The organism is Variovorax rhizosphaerae (genome assembly GCF_037889975.1).
In the GTDB taxonomy this organism is placed as follows: Bacteria; Pseudomonadota; Gammaproteobacteria; order Burkholderiales; family Burkholderiaceae_C; genus Variovorax; species Variovorax rhizosphaerae.
In genome coordinates, this window is sequence record NZ_JBBKZT010000001.1 from 520479 (window position 1) to 541965 (window position 21487).

Consider the following 21487-nt stretch of genomic DNA (forward strand, 5'->3'; position numbering starts at 1 on the left):
CAGAGGCACCCCATGGCACTTGTATCGATGCGCGAACTGCTGGACCACGCAGCCGCCAACGGCTACGGCATTCCCGCTTTCAACGTCAACAACCTCGAGCAGGTGCAAGCCGTGATGGAAGCGGCCAAGGAAGTCGGCGCGCCCGTCATCCTGCAGGCCAGCGCCGGCGCCCGCAAGTACGCAGGCGAGGCCTTCATCAAGCACCTGATCATGGCCGCCATCGAGGCCTACCCGACCGTGCCCCTGGTCATGCACCAGGACCACGGCCAGAGCCCCGACGTCTGCAAGGGCGCCATCGACCTGGGCTTCAGCTCGGTCATGATGGATGGCTCGCTGGAGGCCGATGGCAAGACCATCGCCAGCTACGAATACAACGTCGAGACCACCAAGAAGGTGTCCGACATGGCGCACCGCGTGGGCGTGACGGTTGAAGGCGAACTGGGCTGCCTCGGCTCGCTGGAAACCATGAAGGGCGACAAGGAAGACGGCCACGGCACCGACGCGACCATGACGCGCGAGCAACTGCTGACCGACCCTGAGCAAGCGGCAGACTTCGTCAAGCGTACGCAGATCGACGCGCTGGCCATCGCCATCGGCACCAGCCACGGCGCCTACAAGTTCACCCGCAAGCCCACCGGCGACATCCTGGCGATCGACCGCATCAAGGAAATCCACGCGCGCATCCCCAACACCCACCTGGTGATGCACGGGTCGTCGAGCGTGCCGCAGGAACTGCTGGCCATCATTCGCCAGTACGGCGGCAACATGAAGGAAACCTACGGCGTGCCGGTCGAGGAAATCCAGGAAGCCATCAAGCACGGCGTGCGCAAGATCAACATCGACACCGACATCCGCCTGGCCATGACCGGCGCGGTGCGCAAGTTCATGGCCGAGAACCCCGAGAAGTTCGACGCCCGCGAATGGCTCAAGCCGGCCCGTGAAGCTGCTCGCCTGATCTGCAAGCAGCGCTACCTGGAATTCGGCTGCGAAGGCCAGGGCCTGAAGATCAAGGGCGACACGCTGCAGGTCGTCGCTGCCAAATACGCCAAGGGCGAACTCGCGCAAGCGGTGGTCTGACCCGGCGCGCAGGATGCGCGTGCTGCGCAGGGGCCGGCCCCTGGACCATCTCCTGGATTGAATGGGTGCCCGGCGATGAGGACGGACGGAATGGACGATATCCCGGACGCTCTTGCGCGCGCTGCGGCCATCGATGGCTTGCTGTATTGGAGTGCGCAGCGACTGTTGGCAGGCGACGATGCCAGCCAACTCATCGAACGGCTGGCGCTGGCAGGTCCTTCGCTCTACCCGGAGTTGACGGCGGAAGGCGCCGGCGCGCGGGCCAATCCCGCGGCAGCGCCCATGTTTCGTGCGTTGGGATGGGCCATTGCGTCCGCGATGCCGCTGCCGTCCAACCGATTCATCCCGCGCAAGCTCCCTCTGCCGGGGCGCAACGACGCCTGCTTGTGCGGCTCGGCTCGCAAGTTCAAGCACTGCTGCGCGGACGTGTACGCGCATTTGCCGTCGTTCGAGCCGCTGACCTTGGGCGCGGTCATGGTTTGTGCAATGCCGCGCAAGCAGTGGGGCGAACTGCCGGCCCTGCGAATTCCGCCCGACATGGTGCTGGCGGCAGCGCAATCGTTTTGTGACGAAGAAGCGTTCCAGGACGCCTGCGCGCTGCTGGAGCCCTGGGCCAAGCGACCTGCCCCGTGGACGGCCGAGGTGAGCGACCTGCTGGACGTGCTGGCCGATGTGTACCTCGACCTGGACAAGCCTCGCAAGCGCAAGCAACTCGCGCAGGCCATGATCGACAACGGCGATGCCACAGTTCAATCGTTCGGCTGGCAGCGGTTGAGCATGATGGCTTCCGACGCTGGCGATGCGAAGGGCGCGAAGCGCGCGTTCGACCAGGCCCAGCGCCTCACACCCGACGATCCGCGCATTGCCGTCCTCGAAGTCACCACCTTGCTGGGCACCGGCCAGGAGAGCCGGGCGCGTGAGCGCGCCGGTTTCCACGCGCGCCGATTGGGCCGCCTCCCGATCGCGCCTGAAATCGCCCACACCATCGACGCCCTGGAGGACATGAGCCGTGGCGAATGGCATCTTGCCGCGGGCCAGGGGGACGAGGTGCTCGACGACGATGTCCGGGCTCTCTTCGGCATGGATGCCGATGTGGATTCGTTGCTGAACTGGATCGACAGCCTGCCCGAGGCGCGCTTGCAACTGGACTGGCGCCATGCGACCGCGGACGACCTGGGCGCCCTGGCGCCGACGAAGGTGGCCGCGACGGCGATGCGCCGATGGCGGCAGGCGATGACGCAACCCGAGCCGCAGCTGACGTATTCGCGGCTCGATGACGATCAACTGCAGGTGTTCGATGCCGCGGCCTGGCTGCAAGCGCTGCAGCGCAGCCCCGTGCTGGCGGATTGCCTGGACGTGCTGGACGCCCTGCTGCTGGCGCTGGATGGCGGGCCCGCTGCCCTGACCTATCGATTGGAATCGCGTGTCCTGGAACGGGCATTGGCACTCTGGAACCTCATTCTCCAGCGCTATCCGGCGGCGCGATGCGAATGGGCCTGGATGGAGAACCGGCCTGCGCTGCGTCACCTCGTGCGCCGCATCGAACTGGACACATCCGCCAAGGCCGACAGTTCCTTCGAATGGCTGCGTGCGATGGTCGAGGTGCTCAATCCGAACGACAACCATGGCTTCCGGCCTCGGTTGGCCGCGGTGTACCTGCGGCGCGGCATGAGGTCGGAAGCGCTGGCGTTGTGCGCGCGCTACCCGGACGATTTCGTCGTGGGTATCACGGTGGCGCATGCGCGTGCCTTGCTGGCGGTGCAGCGCCTCGACGAAGCCGGGCGCCTGCTGGCGGAGGTCCATCGGCGCAATCCGCACGTGCTGCCGCTGCTGCGTGGCTCGCGCAAGCCCAAGGTGCCGGACATCTCCAGCTACGCCGTTGGTTCGGTGGAGGAAGCGCGCGTCATGGTGGCTGAACAGTTCGACTTGTGGCGCGATGACAAGGGCGTGCGGGCCTGGCTGGCGCAATGGGACGAAACGTCTCCCTCGTCGCCAGCGAACCCGTCTCTCTTTGACGAATTCCGGCCAGACTGACGGCATCCCGCATCCCGCATCCCGCATCCCGCATCCCGCATCCCGCATCCCGCATCCCGCATCCCGCATCCCGCATCCCGCATCCCGCAGCGTTGCCCGTTCGTGGGCACCCACGGGACCGGTCTTGTCGGGCCGCTGGGTGCGCGTCCCTCGAGGGCGGGGCTGAGGGTCGCGGCTCCGGGCCTGCCTGCGCAGGCTTGGACGGCCCTCAAGAGCCGCCGCCTTTGCTGGCCGCCCCGGCGTCGCAGGGACATCGGCGGTGCTTTTTCACTTCAGCGCGAGTCCGGCGCCGCGCCCAGCGACCCGCTCGCGAAAGCCAGCGTGGCCGCCGCCGAAAGCGCATTGCTGTAGGCGTCAGTGGCGGCGTTGCCGGCCTGCAGCAGTTGGGTTTCGGCCATCGTGGCATCCGTGATCGAACCCACGCCGTGGCGGTAGGCATCCAGCGCCGCGTCGAAGGTGGTCTGGGCAGCGGTCTTCAGCGCGGTGGCTGCATCGTGCGCGGCCAGGCTGGTTTCCAGCGCGTTCTGGGCCATCACGATCTGGCGCACGGCCTCATCCCGCACCCGCTCCAGCGTGGCGGCAGCCTTGTCGGCGTTGGCATGGGCCTGCTGCAAGGTGTTGTTGCGCATGTTCCCGTCATAGATCGGGACCGTGATGCCCGCGAGGACGGTGGCACCCCATTTGTGGCCTGACAGGTTGGCGGTGCCGGGCTGCTGGCTCACCGACGGAATGGACGTGAGGCCCAGGTGGGCGGTGGTGTACGAGGTGCTCGCGGAGACGAAGACCTTCGGCTTGAAGTCCGCTTCGGCGGCGCGGATGCTGGCGGCGGCGGCCTTCTGCGCTGCGTAGGCGCCCAGCACATCGGGGCGGCGCGACAGGGCTTCGCGCACCAGGCGATCGACCGATCCCGCCAACGCCGGGGACAGCTTGCGCTTCGACACGTCGGCCAGCCGGATCTGCGTCATCGGCGAGATGCCCATCGCCGAGAGCAAGGCCTGGTAGCTGTCCTGCGCGACGCCCTTCGACTGGACCTGCGCCAGCCGCGTCTGCGCCGTTGCCTGGCGCGCCTGCGCCACGGCGATCACCGTGCCGACGCCGTGCTTGAAGCGATCGTCGGCGGCGGCCTCGACCTTGAGCGCATTCGACAGTGACTTGTCGGCGCTCTCCACCCGCATCCTGGCCGCAGCCTGGGCATAGAAAGCCAGGCAGACGTCGTGGATCACCCGCTGGTGGGCCGCGGTGAACGCGATGTTGGATGCCACCGTGACCTGCTGCGCGGCGTCGAGGACCGCCGCCCGCTCACCAAAGTCGAACAGCAGCCACTGCAGCGACAGCGCGCCCACCGCACCCCAGTCGGAGCCATTGCCGAAGTTGAGCGACGACAGGGAACTCCTGCCGTCGGCGCTCTGGCGGGCGCCGACCAGGTTGGCGGTGAGGCGAGGCAGATAGGCGCTCTCCGCGATGCCGGCCGCGAGCGCCGCGTGCCGGGCGTCGTCCCAGGCGATGCGCGTCGCCGGATGGCTGGATTGCGCGATGTCGATCAGGTCGGCCAGTGAGTACGCGCGGCCGGGGTCGAGCACGGGCGCCGGCTTGACGACGGCCAGTGCGGGGTTCGAGGGCAGGACATAGGAGCCGTTGTCCGATGTCGCAACCCCACCCGCACCGTTGGCAAGGATCTCGCCGCCCACACTGATCGCGGGGCGCCAGGGACGGTCGGGTCGGCTGGGCACCATGTCCAGCGCCGTGCTGGCACAGCCGGCCAGCACCAGCGAACACATCGCTGTGGCGAGCTTTTCAGGCTGGTGCATGCGAAACCTCTCCCTGCGGCCGGTCGAGGGCCGTCCATGCGTTTTCCAGATGGCGCAGGCGCGCGTCGACGAGCGTGCGCAGCGGGCGGGTCTCGATGCTTGCGCTCCCTGCGCTCCCTGCACTTCCAGAGAACGGCGGAGTGGCGCCCGGTGTCGCAGGCGCCGCAGCTTTGCCTGCGAGCCGATCGAGGCGCTGTTCGATCCCGGCGTCCACGCCATGGCCTGCCGACGCGAGCAGCAGCAAGGGTGCATGCAATGCGCCGGCTCGCGTCACGACATCACGCCGCTGGTCCAGCCAGGCATCTTCGGGGCGCACCCAGTCGGGTTCGTACTGCGCCAGCGCGAGGTCGGCTTCCGTCGTCCCCAATGCGGCCTGGGCTTCGGCCGCGCGTCGACGCCGCGCAGCGGGGCTGGTGGCCTGCGCCATGAGGCTCAGCCGCTGTGTGATGGCGCCGATGCCGGCCTCGATGCGCGCTCGCACGCTCACCGGCCAGATATGCGCGGACACGATGTACACCACCACGTTGCCCAGCAGGATGCCGATCACCCGATCGCGCGCCTCGACCATGTCGAACGCCGGCCCCGCGCCCTGCACCACGCAGATGAAGAACGCGAAGGCCATCTGGAAGCCGGCATACGAGATGCGCGCGCTGCCGGCCGCGACCCAGGCGGACGCCAGCCCGCCCAGGAACACGATCACCAGCAACCCGCCGATCGAGGTGACCGAGGGAACGATGAAGGTCATCACGCCGATGCCCGCGGCAGCGCCCACTGCACAGCCGGCGATGCGCAGGCCGAGCTTCTCGACGCTGTCCGCCATGGTGTTGAGCGACACGATGTAGCAGGTGATCAGGCAGGTGTGGATGCCAGGCCAGTCGAGCACCGAGAAGAGCAGGTAGCAGAACATGGCGGCCAGGGTGGTCTTCAGGGCATAGCGCACGTGGTCGGGGTTGGTGAAGGCGTCGGGGGCCAGGAAGCCGGAGGGCGCAGGTGCAGGTAGGGGGGCTGCAACTGCGGCGGGGGCGAGGGGGGCGCGTGGGGTACCGGCTTCGGCCGATGACGCTCCGCCTGGCGCGGGGGCAGGTTCGGACGCGGAAGATGGCGCTGCGGTTGCTGCTGCGGCTGCGGCTGCGGCTGCGGCAGGAGCGGGTGCAACGGCGGGCGCTGGCTCGGCGAAATGCAGCAGCGCGTCCTTCACCGCCGCCAGGGCTGTGGCCGGCAGCGCAGCGAGCGCTTCGTCGTCTGGCAACGCCAGCGTCACCCCGACCGGATACCCGCCGGTCGCGAGGATCCCGGCCATCTGCTCCACCGTGTCCGCCAGCGCGGTGCGCGTGCCTTCCGGCAGCATGGCCCCGGGTGTCCGCGCCATGAAGTCGACGGCCGACAGCAGCACGACCGTGGCGTCGGCGGCATGGCGGAGCGCCACGATGTCTTCGGGCGGCGAGGTCCGCTCCACGCCGGCCAGCTTGAGCCCGCCCTGGATCTCGGCATCGCCCCCGCGAATGCATTGCGCCAATGCGCCGGCCGTTGCTTCATCGGCCCCGCGCAGCGCTGCGGCGGCCAGGCGCAGGCGTCCAGCCAACGCATGCTGGACGAGCGTGCGCGGCGACGGCGCCAGCAACAGGCTGACGACCAACGCCACTGCCGCGGGAATGCCGACGAACAGCCACGCGTAAAGCAAGCCCCGCGTCGCGAGTTCTCCGGCCGGCACGGAACCGAGCCGGTCGAGCCCGTATGCCGTCATCAGCGCCATGGTGCCGGCCAGCGGGCGCAGCTTGCTCGCCGAGACAAGAAACAGCAGCCCGAAGGAGATGAGCGCCATGCTCGCCACGCGCCAGGCGGGAAAGTCCAGCACGAACTGCGCGACCAGCAGCACCCCGCCGAGCACCACCGTGATCACCACGGTCATCAGCAGGCAGGCCACCACGCTCGACACGCGGTCCGGCTTGGTGACGAAGAAGGCCACGTAGGTCGCGAGCGCCGGCTCGGGGGTCTGGTAGATCTCGGTGACCAGCGCGGTCAAGGCGCAGATGAGCGCCAGCCGCGCCGCGAATTCCAGCCGCCCGGGTCGCGGCGCCAGCAGCCGTGCCAGCGCGGCCAGGCGCAAGGGACTGTTCTCAGCGGCAGCGGGCGCCATGGCGGATCTCGACATTGGCGCTGGCGCCCAGCCGCACGAGGCCCTCTGGCGGTTCTTCCAAGCGCACGCGCACGGGAAAGCGTTGCTCGACGTGAACCCAGTTCAGCGAGCGCTGCACCAAGGGGACGGAGCGCGGCAGGTTGACCCGGTCGTCCGAGAGCACGCCCCAGCCGATGCCGTCCACCACGCCCTTGATCGGCTTGCCGCGATCGATCATCGAGTAGACCGTTGCGCAGTCGCCCGTCGCGATGTCGTGGAGATCGGTCTCCCGCATGTTGGCGACGGCGAACCACTCCTCGGTGTTGACCAGCGTGAAGAGGGCCTGAGAAGGCAGGGTCATCTCGCCGCTGGAGACCGTGAGCCCGACGATGCGGCCGTCGTGCGCGGCACGCACGGTGGTGTCCTCCAGCGCGCGCCGCGCGTTGGCCAGCATGGCCCGGGCCGATTGCACGGCGGCTTCGGCGCCAGCGATGTTGCCGACCGCGCGCTGGGCCGCCGCCGCCTGCTCACGTGCCTGGCGCAAGGACGTCGTCGCATCGCGCGTGGCGGTCTGGGCCTGGTCGAGTTGCTGTTGCGGGACATAGCCCTTGGACGTGAGCGGGCGCAGGCGCTCTTCGGTGCGCGTGTTCAGGCCCAGGTTGGTTTCGGCACGGCGCGTCTGCTCGCTCGCGACGATCGCGCCCGATCGCTGGGTCGCCACAAGGCGCTGCTGCGTGTCGAGCGCACCGAGCGCGACGCCGACATTGGCCTCTGCCACGTCCACCGCGATCTGGTAGGGCACCGGATCGATCTGGAACAGCAGGTCGCCCCTGCGCACGAAACCGTTCTCGCGGATCGGCAGGTCGACGATGCGGCCTCCGACGGCTGCCGCCACGTGGACGACATCGGCGTCGATGCTGGCGTTGTCGGTCGAGGGTCGGCTGCGAGCCCCGATGTAGACCGCCACCCCGATCGCGACGGCGATGATCGTCAGCGAAATGACCAGGCCGCGAACCGGCGGCTTGCGCTTGCCTCGTGCTTCCATGGTCACATCCCGACCCAGAAAAGCCAGGCCAGCGCGCCGACCATGATGCCGATGGCGGTGCAGACGAAGAGTTGCAGGGGAAGGACCTGGGCCAGGCCGGTGGAGACGAAGACGAGGCGCGCGACGATGGCGCCTGCCACCCCCACCATGGCGCACACCAGCCAGGCCGGGAAGTACGCGCCGGCAAACGGAATCGATGGTGCGCCCGTACAGCCGCTCGAAAGGCTGGCGAGTGCGAGCAAGCGTAGTCCAGCCGCGCGTCTTGGCGCATGTGCATCCATGGCGTCCTCCCTGTGAAGAGCCATTGTGAGCGAGATCGATCAGCGCACCAAGCCGCCTTTCGGCGAATGCGGCGGCGTGCGGGTTGCGGGCTGGCTGCGTTCTATCGGTCGCCGCGCGGCGTCACGGCGCAATTGACACTGGCGGAACTGAAGGGCATCACGATGCGCCACAATTCCGCGCTGATCTCCCGTTGAACTTCCGACCCCGCTCATGACCACCGTCCACACCTCCTCCATCAAGAGCCTGCCCCTGCTGGCACGCGGCAAGGTCCGCGACAACTACGCCGTAGGCAACGACCGCATCCTGATGGTGGCGAGCGACCGGCTGAGCGCCTTCGACGTGATCATGGGCGAGCCGATTCCCGGCAAGGGCGAGATCCTCACGAAGATGGCGCTGTGGTGGTTCGACCGCCTCGGCCACATCTGCCCGAACCACCTGACCGGCGACGCGCCAGAGAGCGCCGTCCAGCCCGACGAAGTACCGCAGGTCACCGGCCGCTCGATGCTGGTCAAGCGGCTGAAGCCGATACCGGTCGAGGCCGTGGTGCGCGGCTACCTGGCCGGCAGCGGCTGGAAGGAATACCAGGACAACCGCGCCGTCTGCGGCGTGCCGCTGCCCGAAGGCCTGACCAACGCGAGCAAGCTGCCGCGCCCGATCTTCACGCCCGCGGCCAAGGCGGCTGCCGGCGAGCATGACGAGAACATCAGCTACGACCGCGTGGTGGAGATCGTCGGCCCCGCGCTGGCGCAGCAGATCCGCGAGACCAGCATCCAGATCTACGAGACCGCCGCCGAGATCGCGCTGGCCAAGGGGATGATCATCGCCGACACCAAGTTCGAGTTCGGCCTCGACGAAGCCGGCACGCTGGTGCTGATGGACGAAGTCCTCACGCCCGACAGCTCGCGCTACTGGCCGGTCGAAGGCTACGAGGACGCGCTGCGCACCGGCGCCAATCCGCCGAGCTACGACAAGCAGTTCGTACGCGACTGGCTGGAGGCGACGAAGATCAACGGCAAGCCCTGGGACAAGACCCCGCCCGCGCCACGCCTGCCGGCCGACGTGATCCAGAAGACCGCCGCGAAGTACCGCGAGGCGCTGGAGCGGCTGACAGGCTGAGCAGCCGCGCGACCGCTGACGCCTGGCGGGGCTGCAGCCGCGCTCCATTCCCGGGCGGCGCGTCCTGGCCCATCCTCCGGACGAGGGATGTCCGTCGCAAGCTTGCGGCGCCCAATCGATGGAGGTGAGCACGGTCGCTTGAGACGGCGGACTCGCCGAAGTGGTCGTTCTCGCATTGCCGAAGGCAGAAATGTCGGCAGCCGTGTCAACGTGAATAAGTCACAAAAGCGGCGGCAATAGTCCCCACCCGCCAGCGTACCGATTCAGCACACTCAACTCATCCCAACGATTGAGGAGAGCGACATGAATCTGGCACACCAACCGCAGACCTGGACCTCCTACACCCCGGCGAGCATGCCACCGCCGGAGGCCTTGCACGCCGGCATGCTGGCCCGCGTGCTCGACGAAATCGACCACGGGCTGATGCTGGTCGACCTCACCGGCCGCATCCTGCACGCCAACCATCCGGCCCTGCGCGAACTGGCGGCACAGCGCACGCTGCGCAACGTCGACGGCATGCTGAATGCAGCGCAGTCCGGCTGGCAGAACCCGATCCGCCAGGCGCTGAAGGATGCGGAGCGCGGCTGCCGCAGCATCGTCGAACTGGAGCATGCGAGCGAGCCGCTGTCGCTGGCCTTCATTCCGCTCGGCCCGCGCGACGCCGGCGCAGAGGTCGACACCGTGCTCATCATGTGCAGCCGCTCGGCCGGCTGCGAGACCATCACGATGCAGATGTTCGCCCGCGCCAAGCAACTCACGCGTGCCGAGCAGAACGTGCTGGCCCAGCTCTGCGCCGGCCACGGCGCGGAGGAAATCGCGTGCCTGCAGGGCATCTGCCTGTCGACCGTCCGCACCCATATCAAGAACGTGCGGCAGAAGACCGGCAGCGGCAGCATCCGCGAGGTCGTCCACCGCGTCTCGCGCATGCCGCAGGTGGTGTCGGCGCTGCGCATGCACGCGAACTGAGGCCGGCGACAGCGGCACTTCGAAGGCCGCCCTATATTCGGTGGATGCCGCCGCCCGCTCCCGAATCGAACGCCGACCCGCTTTCCGCCCTCCCGCCGCATGTGCGAACGCTGGCCGCCCTGGGCGTCCAGCGCCGGTATCGGACCCATGCGGTGCTGATCAACGAGGGCGACCGGGGCGATGCGATCTATGTCGTGCTCGCCGGTCGGCTGCGTGCCTTTGTCTCCGATTCACGCGGGCGCGAGGCCACGCTGAGTCACCATGGTCCCGGCGAGTACGTCGGCGAAATGTCCCTCGACGGCGGTCCGCGCTCGGCCAGCGTGCAGGCGGTAGAGCCGACACTCTGCGCCGTGGTCACGCGCGAGACCGTGCTGCGCCATATCGCGGCCGAGCCGGAGTTTGCGATGGAGCTGATCCTGCGACTGATCCGCCGGGCCCGCCTGGCCACCGAAAGTGCCCGCAGCATGGCGCTGCTCGACGTTTACACGCGGCTCAAGCTGCTGCTGGAGGAACGTGCGCAGCCCCAGGCCGACGGCACGCTGGTGGTCGGGCGCCTTACCCACCAGACCATCGCCAGCGAAATCGGCTGCTCTCGCGAAATGGTGAGCCGGCTGTTGATGGACCTGAAGCGCGGCGCCTACCTGGTCGACGAGCGAAGCACGCTGACCATCCTGAAGTCGCTGCCCGCGCGCTGGTAGCAGGCGCGGGCCTGATTCGAAATCCTCAAAACTGGGGGTGTGGCTTCGTGCTGATCCCCTATGCTCCCTGAAGGCGGCTGCGCGAAGCGGATGCCACACCAAATTCAGGGAGACTTCGATGAACAAGCGCTTTTCGCGTACCTGCCTGGCCGTGTCCGGTGCGTTGGTACTGGCGATTTCGGGATGCGGCGGTGGAGGCGGCGGTAGCTACTTTCCGATCGGCACCGTCGGCACGACACCCGCTCCCACCACCACGACACCCACCGCCACCACCCTCAGCGGCGTGGCTGCCACCGGCGCCCCCTTCGCCCACGCGGCCCTCACCGTCACGGACCAGGCTGGCACCAAGGTGTGTGACACGACCACCGACGAAAAGGGCGCCTATGCGTGCACGCTGGCCGGCACCACCCGGGCGCCCCTGGCGATCCGCGCCGTGCGCGACGACCAGACCTTGTACGGCACGTCGGCCACTGCCTCTGGCGTTGCCAACGTGAGCTCGCTCACGACGGTGATCGTTGCCAGGCTTTCGCCCGAGGGCAATCCCGCCAGCCTGGCCGGTGCGATAAAGACCACGCCGGCCACGGTGACGGCCGACACCCTCAACGCGCAGGTCGCGGCATTGGCCTCGGCGCTGCAGCCGCTGCTGGGCGCACTCGGCGAAACCACCATCGATCCGATCGCCGGTGCGTTTTCCGCCAATGGCACGGGGCAGGACAAGGTGCTCGACGCGCTCGTGGTCAGCGTGCGGCCTGACGGCAGCGCTGCCAACGTCGAGATCACGGTCAAGACCTTGCCTACGGCTGCCGACAGTGCGCCGGTCTCCATCGTCTTTCGCAGCAGCGATGCGGCGATCCCGGCATTGCCGGCCACATTGACGGCGCAGGACGTCGCGCCGGTGCCAGCGCCCGACGTCGTCGCCGCATTCGTCAGCCGACTGACGGCCTGCTATGCATTGCCGCTGTCCCAGCGCATCCGCGGTGCAAGCGACACGACAAGCGCGATCGGCGGGGCGGCGGATGTCTCCGCACCGGCCTGTCGCACGCTGTTCGTGGGTGATGACCCGAACACCTACCTTGCCAACGGCCTCGCGGTGGGCCGCGACGCCAGCAACCAGGGGGCATTCGCCTCTCTGTTCCGCAGCGGCGCCACCGGCCTCCAATGGGACCGTGCCAACGTCGAGTTCTTCCGCGCCAACGGCGACATGGTGCTGAGCTACCGCTGGACCGATGCCCTGGGCAACACCGACCACGACACCCTCGCGGCGCGCAATGTCGGCGGCGTTCTCAAGCTCGCCGGCAATACCAACGCGTACAGCGCGAGCGTGCGTCCCCTTGCACAACGCCGTGACCTGCTGAACACGCCGGCCTTCAGTTCCCTGACCACGGGTTACAACGTCTATATCGACAATCGAGTCGATGGCGCGGGCGCTCCGTTGTTCAGCAAGGTGTTGGTCACCGCGGCCAGCGGAGAGCAGCGCGTCTTCGTGCCAACGCCCGGCCTTTCATACCTGGTGGTCACGCGCGAGGACAACGTCACACTCACCTCCAGTCCGGTCTTCCGCCTGCGCGGCGAGTACCTGGATCGGTCGACGCCAGGCAACCCCGCCGAGAAGGAAACCGCGCTGTACTTCGCGAGTCCGCAATACACCGATTCGCGCATCAGCGCATTGAATGACCAGAGCGCGTGGACCCTGGAGTTCTTCCATGCCAACGATGCCGTGGCCAACGTGGTGCAGGCCTACCGCACGCTGTCGCGGCCATTGACCCTCGGTGAGATCCGCCAGGCATCGTTCGTGGATCTCACGCCGTCGATGCGGGTCGGGCTGATCGGTTCGAGCGCCGCTGCGGGAGCGTTCACGTTCGGTGCGGCGAGCCAGGCAAAGCCCAACATCGTTGACTTCAGCAGCGACGGCAACGTGGACGCCTGGACGGTTCCGCCGGGGGCCTTGGCGCCGACATCGTTCATCGCCTATGGCCGCGCACCTTTCGGCAGCAGCGTCGCCGGTCAAGCCGGTGCACGCTTCAACGACGCCACAGGCGTGGCGAGCCTGGCGCGCAAGACCGTTGTCCGGTGCTCGAAGCAAACCGCGATGGACCTTCATTGCGACACCAGCTTCGGCTTCCCGCAATACGCGCAAGGCACCACCCTCAACAGCTTCGAGCTGTGGGTGCGCAGCGCGCGTCAGGTCGAGATGAGCAAGATCGTGGGGCTGTACAAGCTGCAATGAGCTGCGGCGGGAGCCGCCATGCCTGCCGGTGCATCCGCCTCCCCGGTCAAGGAGGCGATGCCGTCCGCAAGCCGAGGTCCAGCACCGCAAGCGGCATCGAGCGACCGTCCAGCAGCGTGAGCTGGCCGCCCTTCACGGTGTAGCCGGCGGTGGCTTCGAGCGCGGCCAGGAAGCGGCTTTCCAGGCGCGAGCGGCTGGCGTCGATGCAGGCTTTTCGGGTGGAGGCGAGCGGGCCGATGCGCAGCGCATTGCCGCTGCGCTTGTAGCCGCCCGAGAGGTTGTTGCAGCCGCCATTGCCGCTCACGCGTTGCGAGCCGGCGTCGAACTGGAGGGTCGGATCGATCTTCGGGTCGGCGCCGATCATCACCTGCTGGCCTTCGAGCTGCACCAGCCGCCAGGGCGTGCCTTCGAGCGGTTCGTCGAGGCTCACGCTGGAGCAGGCCGACACCGCGAACAATCCGATGCCGGCGCACGTGAGTCGCGCGGCAGCGAGAAGCCGGGAGGCCGTCGAAGGGGCCGAAACCTGCGGTGGGATGGCGGGCATGGTGCGTGTTCCGTCCAGGGGAATCAGCTCAGGACGACGCTGCTGAGGCGGCGCCGGTAGGTGGAGACAGTCGGATCGGCCGGCGGAATCTGCCCATCGGCGACCTTGACCTTCGGCGGTTCGATGATCTCGAGGATGGCCACGTAGGTCTTGCGCGCCAGCTCCTCGTTCCAGGCCTTGTCGCGCATGAGGATCTCCAGCAGTTCGTCCATCGCATCCGTCCATTGCTGCGCGGCCATGAGCAGGCGGGCGCGGTCGAAACGGGCGGGGAAGTCGCGCTTGGCGGCGGCGATCTTCGCGTCGATGTCGGCGAGCACGGGCGCGGCGCCGGTCGGCGGGTTGGCGAAGTCGATGGCGTCCATCCAGCGCTGCAACGCGTCGAAACGGCGCACCGCCGGGGCCTTGCTGATCACCGGCGCGAAGGCCACCTTCGCATCGTCGTCGCGGCCCTGCTGCAGCAGCAGCTTGATGTAGTCGAAGCGGGTTTCGTCATTGGCCGGATCGGTGGCCACCGCATGCTGCAGCTTTTCGAGCGCGCCTTCGGTGTCGCCCTCGGCCAGCGCCTCTTGCGCGGCTTCTTCCTGCGCGGCGGCTTCGAGTTCCTCGGCGGCGGGCACGTGCTTGTCGAGGAACTTGCGGATCTCCGCGGCCGGCACGGCGCCGACGAAGCCGTCTACCGGCTGGCCGCCCTTGAACATCACGCAGAAGGGGATGCTGCGTACGCCGAACATCTGGCTGAGCTGCTGCGAGATCTGCGGCACCTTGTCGGCGTCCAGCTTGGCCAGCGTGAAGCGGCCGGCGTATTCGACCTCCAATTGCTCGAGCACAGGCCCGAGCTGCTTGCAGGGACCGCACCATTCGGCCCAGATGTCCAGCAGCACGGGCGCGTCCATCGAACCTTCGATGAGTTCGGTCTGAAAGTTGTCGAGGGTGATGTCGATCATCGGGAAAGGTGTGTCAAACGTAAAATTGCGACCATGAACCAAGCAATCCAGGTCGGTGTGGTGATGGGCTCGAACTCCGACTGGGAGACGATGCGCCACGCCGTCGAGATTCTCCAGCAATTCGGCATTGCGCACGAAGCACAAGTGGTCTCTGCCCATCGCATGCCGGACCAGCTCTTTTCCTACGCCGAGAACGCTGCCCCGCGCGGGCTGGCCGCCATCATCGCAGGCGCGGGCGGCGCGGCCCATCTGCCGGGCATGCTCGCCGCCAAGACGACGGTGCCGGTGCTCGGCGTGCCGGTCGCGAGCCGCCACCTGCAGGGTGTCGATTCGCTCTACAGCATCGTGCAGATGCCCAAGGGCGTGCCGGTCGCCACCTTCGCCATCGGCAACGCGGGCGCGGCCAATGCGGCGCTGTTCGCGGTGGCCATGCTGGCCGTCAACAATCCGCGCCTGCGCACCCAGCTCGACACCTTCCGCGCGGCGCAGACGGCCACGGCCCAGGCCATGACCCTGCCGCCGCCGGGCGCCGATGCCGCGTCGCCCGGCGCCGCGGCTCCGCTCTTCTCGCCGCAAGGCGGGGGCGCGTTGTGAGCGTGGCGCGCGAGAACGGCGCACCCATCCTTCCCGGCGCCACGCTCGGCGTGATGGGCGGCGGCCAGCTCGGCCGCATGTTCGTGCATGAGGCACAGCGCATGGGCTATGCAACGGCGGTGCTGGATCCGGACCCGGACAGCCCCGCCGGGCACGTCAGCCACCACCACGTTCCCGCCGGTTATGCGGATGTCGATGGTCTGGCGCGGCTCGCTGGACTGGCGGACGCCATCACGACCGAGTTCGAGAACGTGCCCGCGCCTTCGCTGCAGCACCTTGCCGTGGCGCGGCCCGTGTCGCCTGCCGCGGCGGCTGTGGCCATTGCGCAGGACCGCATCCGCGAGAAGGCGCACTTCATCCGCTGCGGCGTTTCATGTGCGCCACATGCCGTGCTCAAGGACCCGGCCGACCTGGCCGCTGTCGACGACGACCTGCTTCCCGGCATCCTGAAGACCGCGCGGCTCGGCTACGACGGCAAGGGCCAGCAGCGCGTGCGCACGCGCGAGGAGCTGGCCGCCGCATGGCAGGCTGCCGGTGGCGTCGCCTGCGTGCTGGAGAAGATGCTTGCGCTGGACTTCGAATGCTCGGTGATCGTGGCGCGCGGCCGCGACGGACTGATGGTGCACCTGCCGGCGCAGCGCAATCTGCACCGCGACGGCATCCTGGCCGTGACCGAGGTCCACGAATACAGCATGCCCATCGACGTGGCGGAGCAGGCCACGGCCGCGGCCCGGTCGATTGCGGAGGGCCTTGAATACGTGGGCGTGCTCTGCGTCGAGTTCTTCGTGCTGATGGATGGCACGCTGGTCGTGAACGAGATGGCGCCTAGACCGCACAACAGCGGGCACTGGAGCATGGACGCGAGTGACATCTCGCAGTTTGAATTGCAGGTGCGCACGCTCGCGGGCCTGCCACTCACGCAGCCACGACAGCACAGCCCGGCGATCATGCTCAACCTGCTGGGCGACCTGTGGTTCCCGGACGGCGACACGCCACGCGAGCCGCCCTGGGCGGATGTGCTGGCGCTGCCCGGGGTGCATTTGCATCTGTACGGGAAGGCCGAGGCGCGGCGCGGGCGCAAGATGGGCCACCTCAACGTGACCGGTGCGGATATCAATGCCGTTCGCAGCACGGCTGATTTCGCGGCTGCCTTGCTGGGCTTGCCGATACCGCTGTCGGAATGAACATGCAGCCCCCACGTTCGGCACTGCGTGTCCTCTCTGCCCCCCGGGGGGGCGCAGTCCGCCCTTGGGGCGGCCCGGCGGGTGGACTGGTGCAGCCCCCACGTTCGGCACTGCGTGTCCTCCCTGCCCCCCGAGGGGGTGCAGTCCGCCCTTGGGGCGGCCCGGCGGGTGGACTGGTTCTCCCATGATCTTCGACGGCCACTCCCCCGAAGCCATCCACCAGGCCGCGGTGCTGCTGCGCGCGGGCGGCCTGGTTGCGTTTCCGACCGAGACGGTCTACGGCTTGGGCGCGGATGCCGCCAGCGATGCGGCCGTGGCCGGCATCTTCGCGGCCAAGGGGCGTCCGAGCGATCATCCCTTGATCGTGCATGTGGCGGCGGGCGCTGCCGGCGCCGAGGCGGTGTCGCGTTTCGCCCAGCCGCTGCCACCGTTCGCGGAGCGTCTCGAGAAGGCGTTCTGGCCCGGGCCGCTGACCTTGATCGTTTCGCGCCAGCACGGCGTTGGCGCGGCCGCGGCTGGCGGGCAGGACACCATCGGCCTGCGCTGTCCCGCGCATCCGGTGGCGCAGGCGCTGCTGGCGGCCTGCCTGGCGCAAGGCGTTCCCGGCTTGGCCGGGCCGAGCGCCAACCGCTTCGGGCGCGTGAGCCCGACCACCGCGGCGCATGTGCATGACGAGTTCGGCGACGGCCTGATGGTCATCGACGGCGGCCCATGCCATGTCGGCATCGAGTCGACCATCATCGACTGCAGCCGGGGCGTGCCCGTGCTGCTGCGCCCGGGCGGCATCACGCGCGCGCAGGTCGAGGCCGCCTGTGGCGAGCGCGTGCGCGATCCCGCCGAACTGGCCCAGCCCGACCCGCGCGCCTCCGGCACGCTGGAAGCGCACTACGCGCCCAATGCCAGGTTGCGCCTGATGGATGCCCGCGCGCTGCAAGCCGGGCTCGATGTGCTGGGCGCCGAAGCCGCGCACATCGCGGTGTGGTCGCGCACCGGGCTCAAGAGCCGCTCGCAGCGCGTGCTGCAACGGCGCATGCCGGACGATGCGGTCGCCGCCGCGCAACAGCTCTTTGCGGTGCTGCGCGAGTTCGATGCGGGCGGCGCTCGGCTGATCTGGATCGAGACGCCGCCCGATTCACCCGAGTGGGAAGGCGTGCGCGACCGCTTGCGCCGCGCCGCAGCGGCGGACTGAGCATTTCGCGCTGTTTCGGCGGCGAAGGCTGGGGGCTCGGTGACGGGCGTCAAGCTTGACTCGACGCCGGCTTCCGCTGGCAGGAATACCTGGCGGAGCCCCAGGCCAGATGGGACCGACAAACGATCCTGGGAGGATGATGAAAGCGAAGCGGCCGAGTTGAATCTGCTTGGTGGCGCGCTCGCTGCCATCGAGGCGTGTGCTTCCACGTGCCGACAGTGACCTGCCCTCATTAGCGCTTTCGGCGCCGTCATCGGCCGGCGAACGCACAGTTCTCCAGGAGGAAGGGCGGCTCTTTGGGGCAGTCGAGGGAAACGGCGATCCATTTCTGCCTGACCTCGGCCAGCACCTTGCGTGTCGTGAGCCAGGACTTGCTGCGTCCCGCGGCCGGACGGACGCCGGCGGAAGCGGAGCGGCCGTTGCGAGCGCAGGTCGGCCACGTGAAGGCGGCCGGCCGCGCGGCGCTGATCCTGGCGGAGCGACAGGCCAGCAGGCGGACTGCCTGCCAGCCTGGCCGGCCAACCGCTACTTCATCGCATCGAACAGCGTGCGCGCCGCGAACAGGCAGAACGGCGGCTCGTAGGTGCCGTGGTACTTGCCGTAGTAGGCGGCGAATTCAGGCGATCCCGGGTCGGTCGGCGCTGCGCCGTTCGGTCCGTAGGTGGCCTGGATCTGGGAGTCCACGTCGACGCTGGTCACAGTCGTCACACCGCGCGCCCGGAAGTCCGCCATCAGCGGGACCATGTGCGCCGCGGGCGGCACGGTCGGATCGGCGGCGCCACCGCACAGCAGGGTGCTGGCCTTCGGGCTCCAGCCCAGCAGGTCGTTCTTCTTCGCGTCGAGGACCAGCTTGTTGGCCGGGTCGGTCTGCACCGCCGCCACGAATGCAGGCTGGAACAGCGCATCGCGCGCCTGGGCAGGCGTCTCCCCATTGGCGCCCGGTACCGCGCCGCTGGTGATGAGCGTGGTGAAGGTGAGCGTCGGGCTGGGCAGCAGGTCGGCGATGCTGCCGAACCTGGTGTTGTACGCATCGCTGGTGTAGGGGGCCTGGTAGACGACGCTGGGGTTCGCGTAGACGTCGCCGTAGACCTTCTGGTACGAGTTGATGAGGAACGGGACGAAGACCTGGTAGCCGGCGATGGCGTCGGTGGACTTGATCGTGTTCGACAGGTAGTAGGGACCGGCCAGGTGGGCGGCCGCCACGACATTGAACTCGGCGGCGTTGTCGCGTTCGGCGGCGCGATGCGCGGACATCGATGAATGGCCGCCTTGCGAATAGCCCGTGAACATCACCTTGCCCGACAGCGGGGCCGACTGGCTGGCTGCCGCGAGGCGAGCGGCGCGCAGGGAGTCCATCACCGCGCTGGCTTCCGAATCCGCGTGCAGGTAGGGGTGGAATGCGTAGGTCGACTTGGCGTAGCCCAGGTAGTCGGTGGCCACCACCGCATAGCCCTGGGATGCAAACAGGGCCAGCAGCAATTGGGTCTCGCCGTCCTGCGGGTTGGCCATGGTGCGCGGCTTGGACACTTCGGTGCCCCGGGCATAGGCCAGCAGTGGCGCGGCACTGGTGGCGCAAGCCCCGGCCGGCAGCAGCAGCACGCCCGAGGCATTGGCCGGTTCGCCCTTGACGCCGATGGTGTTGTAGTTGAGCGGGACGACCTTGACGTCGCACTTCGCCTTGCCGCTGAGCGCCTGCAAGCCGCTGGCGCCCGTGGCCGCGTCGATCTGCGCCGCGCTGAGCGTGGCCGCGACGACCGCGGGGTCGCGCAGCGAGCCTGGCGCGGGGGTTTGGGGGGTGACTGTCGCGTTCTTCTGCGCTGCCAGGGTGGCCGCGAGGATCGCGAGGGAGGCGTCATTGCCGCCTCCTCCACCGCCGCAAGCCGTCAAGGCGGCGGTCGCGGCCGCCACGCTCCACATCTGGAAATGTCTCATTTGTTTTCCCTGAATTTTGTTTTGGACGAACGCGGGCAATGTTAGCCGATGTCCTACGACGAAAGTACTGCCCGGGAGGATTTGACCGACATTCGGGAGGCAAGGATGGCGTGAGCATTTCGCCGCGTGGGGCCAGCCGGGAGACTGGTTCGCGGACGAGAACCCGAACGCTCGTGCGGCGATGACCGCAGGCCCCGGATCGGTGGCCGAAGTGGAAGGATTCGCGCCTTCTCAGTCCTGCGTGGCCCAGTCCACGAGTGCGTCGAAGGCCGGACGCGCGGCGCCGGCGTTGGCATGGTTGGCGATGGCCACCAGCACGTAGCGGCGACCGCTCTCGCCATCGACGTACCCTGCCACGCCGGCCGCGTCGCGCAGCGAGCCGGTCTTGAGGTGCGCGGTGCCGCCGGAGCGCAGGGCGCGCTTCTTCAAGGTGCCATCGACGCCGCTGGCGGGCAGCGACGACACGAGCTCGGGCATCACCGGCGAGCGCCACGCATGCTGCAGCATCTTGGCCAGCGCGGCGGCGGTGATGCGCTCCTCGCGCGACAGGCCGGAGCCGTTGTCGAGCACGGGCTGGCCTTCGCCGGTGCCGATGCGGTCGTTCCACCACTGGCGCACGGCGGTGCGCGCGCCGTCGAGCGTGCCGCGGTTCTTCTGCTGCAGGCCGAGCGTGAGGAACAGCTGCTGCGCCATCACGTTGTTGCTGTACTTGTTGATGTCGCGGATGACCTCGGCCAACGGCGGGGAGACGGCCTCGAACACGGGCTTGAGCCCGGCCGGCACGCGGCCCTCGCGCACCTGGCCCTTGAGCTGGTTGCCCATGTCGCTCCACATGCCGCCGACGGCGCGCGCGGCGTAGTTGCGCGGATCGGCATAGGCCACGGCCCAGGTCTTTTCGCCACAGGCGGCTGGGAAGCTGCCGCCGAAGCGGATGCGCGTCGGGTCGCTGAAATCGGCGCGCAGGTTGCTGCGGTAGTCGCCGCATTCGCCAGCGGACAGCGGCACGGTGGGCTGCATCGTGACGCCCGCCAGTGTGGGTTCGAAGTTGACCTGCGCGGTCTGCGCCTGGCGCTCGGGGACGAAGGTCATCACCACCGACTTGTAGTTGATCAGCAGCGCATCGGGCGATGCGTTGTAGGGGCGCAGCGGCTCGCCGTCGAACGCCGCGGGATCGGGCTCGGTCGGGCTCTCGAAGGCGCTGCGGTCGATGACGATGTCGCCCCCCACGGTGTGGATGCCGAGGCCCTGCACGCGGCGCATGAGCAGCCAGAGGCGCTCGACCACCAACTTGGGGTCGCCCTGGCCCTTGATGTAGAGGTTGCCGTTGAGCACGCCGTTGCTGACCGGGCCGTCGGCGTAGACGGGCGTGGTCCAGGCGTACGCCGGGCCGAGCAGGTCAAGGCCGGCATAGGTGGTGACCAGCTTCATGATCGACGCAGGGTTCACCGGCGTCTGTGAGCGCCAGGCCAGGCGGGGCGGCTTGCCGCCTTCGGCATCGATCACCAGCATGGTGACGGCATCGCGCGGCACCTTGGCGCGGGCCAGCGCGGCGTCGACTTCGGGGGGCAGGGCTTGCTGGGCGGCGGCGCCGAGGCTGAACAGCGTCGCGGCGGCCAAGGAGAGGAGGGGGGCGAATCGCATCGGTGGATTATCCCGGTCGGGCCGTCTGAGGCGGCGGTGCCATCGGCGGCGGTTTCGATTGCGGTTCTGGCGGCGGCAACTGCCTCGGCC

The 21487-nt window shown here is 68.6% G+C and carries 17 protein-coding genes; 9 read left to right on the forward strand and 8 right to left on the reverse strand.

Going from position 1 to position 21487, the window contains the following annotated elements; translation table 11 throughout:
* The first annotated feature begins 12 nt into the window (after window positions 1-12).
* Window positions 13-1077, forward strand: a complete 1065-nt coding sequence (gene fba, locus WKW82_RS02295) for a class II fructose-bisphosphate aldolase (RefSeq protein WP_340340626.1) — start codon at window positions 13-15, stop codon at window positions 1075-1077.
* Between the two features lie 90 nt (window positions 1078-1167).
* The gene (locus WKW82_RS02300; protein WP_340340627.1) at window positions 1168-3111 is read left to right on the forward strand and encodes a YecA family protein; all 1944 of its coding nucleotides are present in this window, start codon (window positions 1168-1170) and stop codon (window positions 3109-3111) included.
* A 272-nt stretch (window positions 3112-3383) separates the two neighbouring features.
* Here the strand turns inward: WKW82_RS02300 and WKW82_RS02305 are convergent, their stop codons facing one another.
* The 4 genes from WKW82_RS02305 to WKW82_RS02320 are packed head-to-tail and all read right to left on the reverse strand — an operon-like array spanning window position 3384 to window position 8322.
* A complete protein-coding gene (locus WKW82_RS02305) occupies window positions 3384-4919 on the reverse strand; it encodes a TolC family protein (protein ID WP_340340628.1) in 1536 nt (511 codons plus the stop codon).
* Entirely contained in the window at window positions 4906-7056 is a 2151-nt protein-coding gene (locus WKW82_RS02310) for an FUSC family protein (protein WP_340340629.1), read from the reverse strand. The genes WKW82_RS02305 and WKW82_RS02310 overlap by 14 nt, the downstream gene beginning before the upstream one ends.
* Complete coding sequence (gene mdtN, locus WKW82_RS02315; RefSeq protein WP_340340630.1) at window positions 7037-8080, reverse strand: multidrug transporter subunit MdtN; 1044 nt, start codon at window positions 8078-8080, stop codon at window positions 7037-7039. Before mdtN ends, WKW82_RS02310 begins: the two co-directional genes overlap by 20 nt.
* A 2-nt stretch (window positions 8081-8082) precedes the next feature.
* Window positions 8083-8322, reverse strand: a complete 240-nt coding sequence (locus WKW82_RS02320; protein ID WP_422823391.1) for a YtcA family lipoprotein — start codon at window positions 8320-8322, stop codon at window positions 8083-8085.
* A gap of 250 nt (window positions 8323-8572) precedes the next feature.
* On the opposite strand from WKW82_RS02320, the gene WKW82_RS02325 reads away from it, so the two are divergent.
* From WKW82_RS02325 to WKW82_RS02340, 4 genes are all read left to right on the forward strand, one after another.
* Complete coding sequence (locus WKW82_RS02325; protein WP_340340632.1) at window positions 8573-9478, forward strand: phosphoribosylaminoimidazolesuccinocarboxamide synthase; 906 nt, start codon at window positions 8573-8575, stop codon at window positions 9476-9478.
* A gap of 303 nt (window positions 9479-9781) precedes the next feature.
* Window positions 9782-10444, forward strand: coding sequence for a helix-turn-helix transcriptional regulator (locus WKW82_RS02330; RefSeq protein ID WP_340340633.1), 663 nt, complete (start codon window positions 9782-9784; stop codon window positions 10442-10444).
* A gap of 44 nt (window positions 10445-10488) precedes the next feature.
* Complete coding sequence (locus WKW82_RS02335; protein WP_340340634.1) at window positions 10489-11142, forward strand: Crp/Fnr family transcriptional regulator; 654 nt, start codon at window positions 10489-10491, stop codon at window positions 11140-11142.
* A 118-nt stretch (window positions 11143-11260) separates the two neighbouring features.
* On the forward strand, window positions 11261-13369 hold the full coding sequence (locus WKW82_RS02340) for a carboxypeptidase regulatory-like domain-containing protein (RefSeq protein WP_340340635.1): 2109 nt from the start codon (window positions 11261-11263) through the stop codon (window positions 13367-13369).
* A 46-nt stretch (window positions 13370-13415) separates the two neighbouring features.
* Here WKW82_RS02340 and WKW82_RS02345 read toward each other — a convergent pair whose 3' ends face one another.
* Entirely contained in the window at window positions 13416-13913 is a 498-nt protein-coding gene (locus WKW82_RS02345) for an META domain-containing protein (RefSeq protein WP_340340636.1), read from the reverse strand.
* Window positions 13914-13936: 23 nt separating this feature from the next.
* Complete coding sequence (locus WKW82_RS02350) at window positions 13937-14857, reverse strand: tetratricopeptide repeat protein (RefSeq protein ID WP_340340637.1); 921 nt, start codon at window positions 14855-14857, stop codon at window positions 13937-13939.
* A 33-nt stretch (window positions 14858-14890) separates the two neighbouring features.
* On the opposite strand from WKW82_RS02350, the gene purE reads away from it, so the two are divergent.
* From purE to WKW82_RS02365, 3 genes are all read left to right on the forward strand, one after another.
* On the forward strand, window positions 14891-15451 hold the full coding sequence (purE, locus tag WKW82_RS02355; protein ID WP_340340638.1) for a 5-(carboxyamino)imidazole ribonucleotide mutase: 561 nt from the start codon (window positions 14891-14893) through the stop codon (window positions 15449-15451).
* Between the two features lie 2 nt (window positions 15452-15453).
* Entirely contained in the window at window positions 15454-16635 is a 1182-nt protein-coding gene (locus WKW82_RS02360) for a 5-(carboxyamino)imidazole ribonucleotide synthase (protein WP_340340923.1), read from the forward strand.
* A 184-nt stretch (window positions 16636-16819) separates the two neighbouring features.
* A complete protein-coding gene (locus WKW82_RS02365) occupies window positions 16820-17824 on the forward strand; it encodes an L-threonylcarbamoyladenylate synthase (protein ID WP_340340639.1) in 1005 nt (334 codons plus the stop codon).
* A gap of 525 nt (window positions 17825-18349) precedes the next feature.
* Here WKW82_RS02365 and WKW82_RS02370 read toward each other — a convergent pair.
* Together WKW82_RS02370 and dacB are read right to left on the reverse strand one after the other, a co-directional pair.
* On the reverse strand, window positions 18350-19756 hold the full coding sequence (locus tag WKW82_RS02370) for a lipase family protein (protein WP_340340640.1): 1407 nt from the start codon (window positions 19754-19756) through the stop codon (window positions 18350-18352).
* A gap of 231 nt (window positions 19757-19987) precedes the next feature.
* Window positions 19988-21397, reverse strand: coding sequence for a D-alanyl-D-alanine carboxypeptidase/D-alanyl-D-alanine endopeptidase (dacB, locus tag WKW82_RS02375; RefSeq protein ID WP_340340641.1), 1410 nt, complete (start codon window positions 21395-21397; stop codon window positions 19988-19990).
* Window positions 21398-21487 lie beyond the last annotated feature (90 nt).

Excerpts from the sequence above, each read along its gene's own strand:
- fba (WP_340340626.1), top strand. The coding sequence starts at position 13 with ATGGCACTTGTATCGATGCGCGAACTGCTGGACCACGCAGCCGCCAAC.
- WKW82_RS02300 (WP_340340627.1), top strand. The coding sequence starts at position 1,168 with ATGGACGATATCCCGGACGCTCTTGCGCGCGCTGCGGCCATCGATGGC.
- WKW82_RS02305 (WP_340340628.1), bottom strand. The coding sequence starts at position 4,919 with ATGCACCAGCCTGAAAAGCTCGCCACAGCGATGTGTTCGCTGGTGCTG.
- WKW82_RS02310 (WP_340340629.1), bottom strand. The coding sequence starts at position 7,056 with ATGGCGCCCGCTGCCGCTGAGAACAGTCCCTTGCGCCTGGCCGCGCTG.
- mdtN (WP_340340630.1), bottom strand. The coding sequence starts at position 8,080 with ATGGAAGCACGAGGCAAGCGCAAGCCGCCGGTTCGCGGCCTGGTCATT.
- WKW82_RS02325 (WP_340340632.1), top strand. The coding sequence starts at position 8,573 with ATGACCACCGTCCACACCTCCTCCATCAAGAGCCTGCCCCTGCTGGCA.
- WKW82_RS02330 (WP_340340633.1), top strand. The coding sequence starts at position 9,782 with ATGAATCTGGCACACCAACCGCAGACCTGGACCTCCTACACCCCGGCG.
- WKW82_RS02335 (WP_340340634.1), top strand. The coding sequence starts at position 10,489 with ATGCCGCCGCCCGCTCCCGAATCGAACGCCGACCCGCTTTCCGCCCTC.
- WKW82_RS02340 (WP_340340635.1), top strand. The coding sequence starts at position 11,261 with ATGAACAAGCGCTTTTCGCGTACCTGCCTGGCCGTGTCCGGTGCGTTG.
- WKW82_RS02345 (WP_340340636.1), bottom strand. The coding sequence starts at position 13,913 with ATGCCCGCCATCCCACCGCAGGTTTCGGCCCCTTCGACGGCCTCCCGG.
- WKW82_RS02350 (WP_340340637.1), bottom strand. The coding sequence starts at position 14,857 with ATGATCGACATCACCCTCGACAACTTTCAGACCGAACTCATCGAAGGT.
- purE (WP_340340638.1), top strand. The coding sequence starts at position 14,891 with ATGAACCAAGCAATCCAGGTCGGTGTGGTGATGGGCTCGAACTCCGAC.
- WKW82_RS02365 (WP_340340639.1), top strand. The coding sequence starts at position 16,820 with ATGATCTTCGACGGCCACTCCCCCGAAGCCATCCACCAGGCCGCGGTG.
- WKW82_RS02370 (WP_340340640.1), bottom strand. The coding sequence starts at position 19,756 with ATGAGACATTTCCAGATGTGGAGCGTGGCGGCCGCGACCGCCGCCTTG.
- dacB (WP_340340641.1), bottom strand. The coding sequence starts at position 21,397 with ATGCGATTCGCCCCCCTCCTCTCCTTGGCCGCCGCGACGCTGTTCAGC.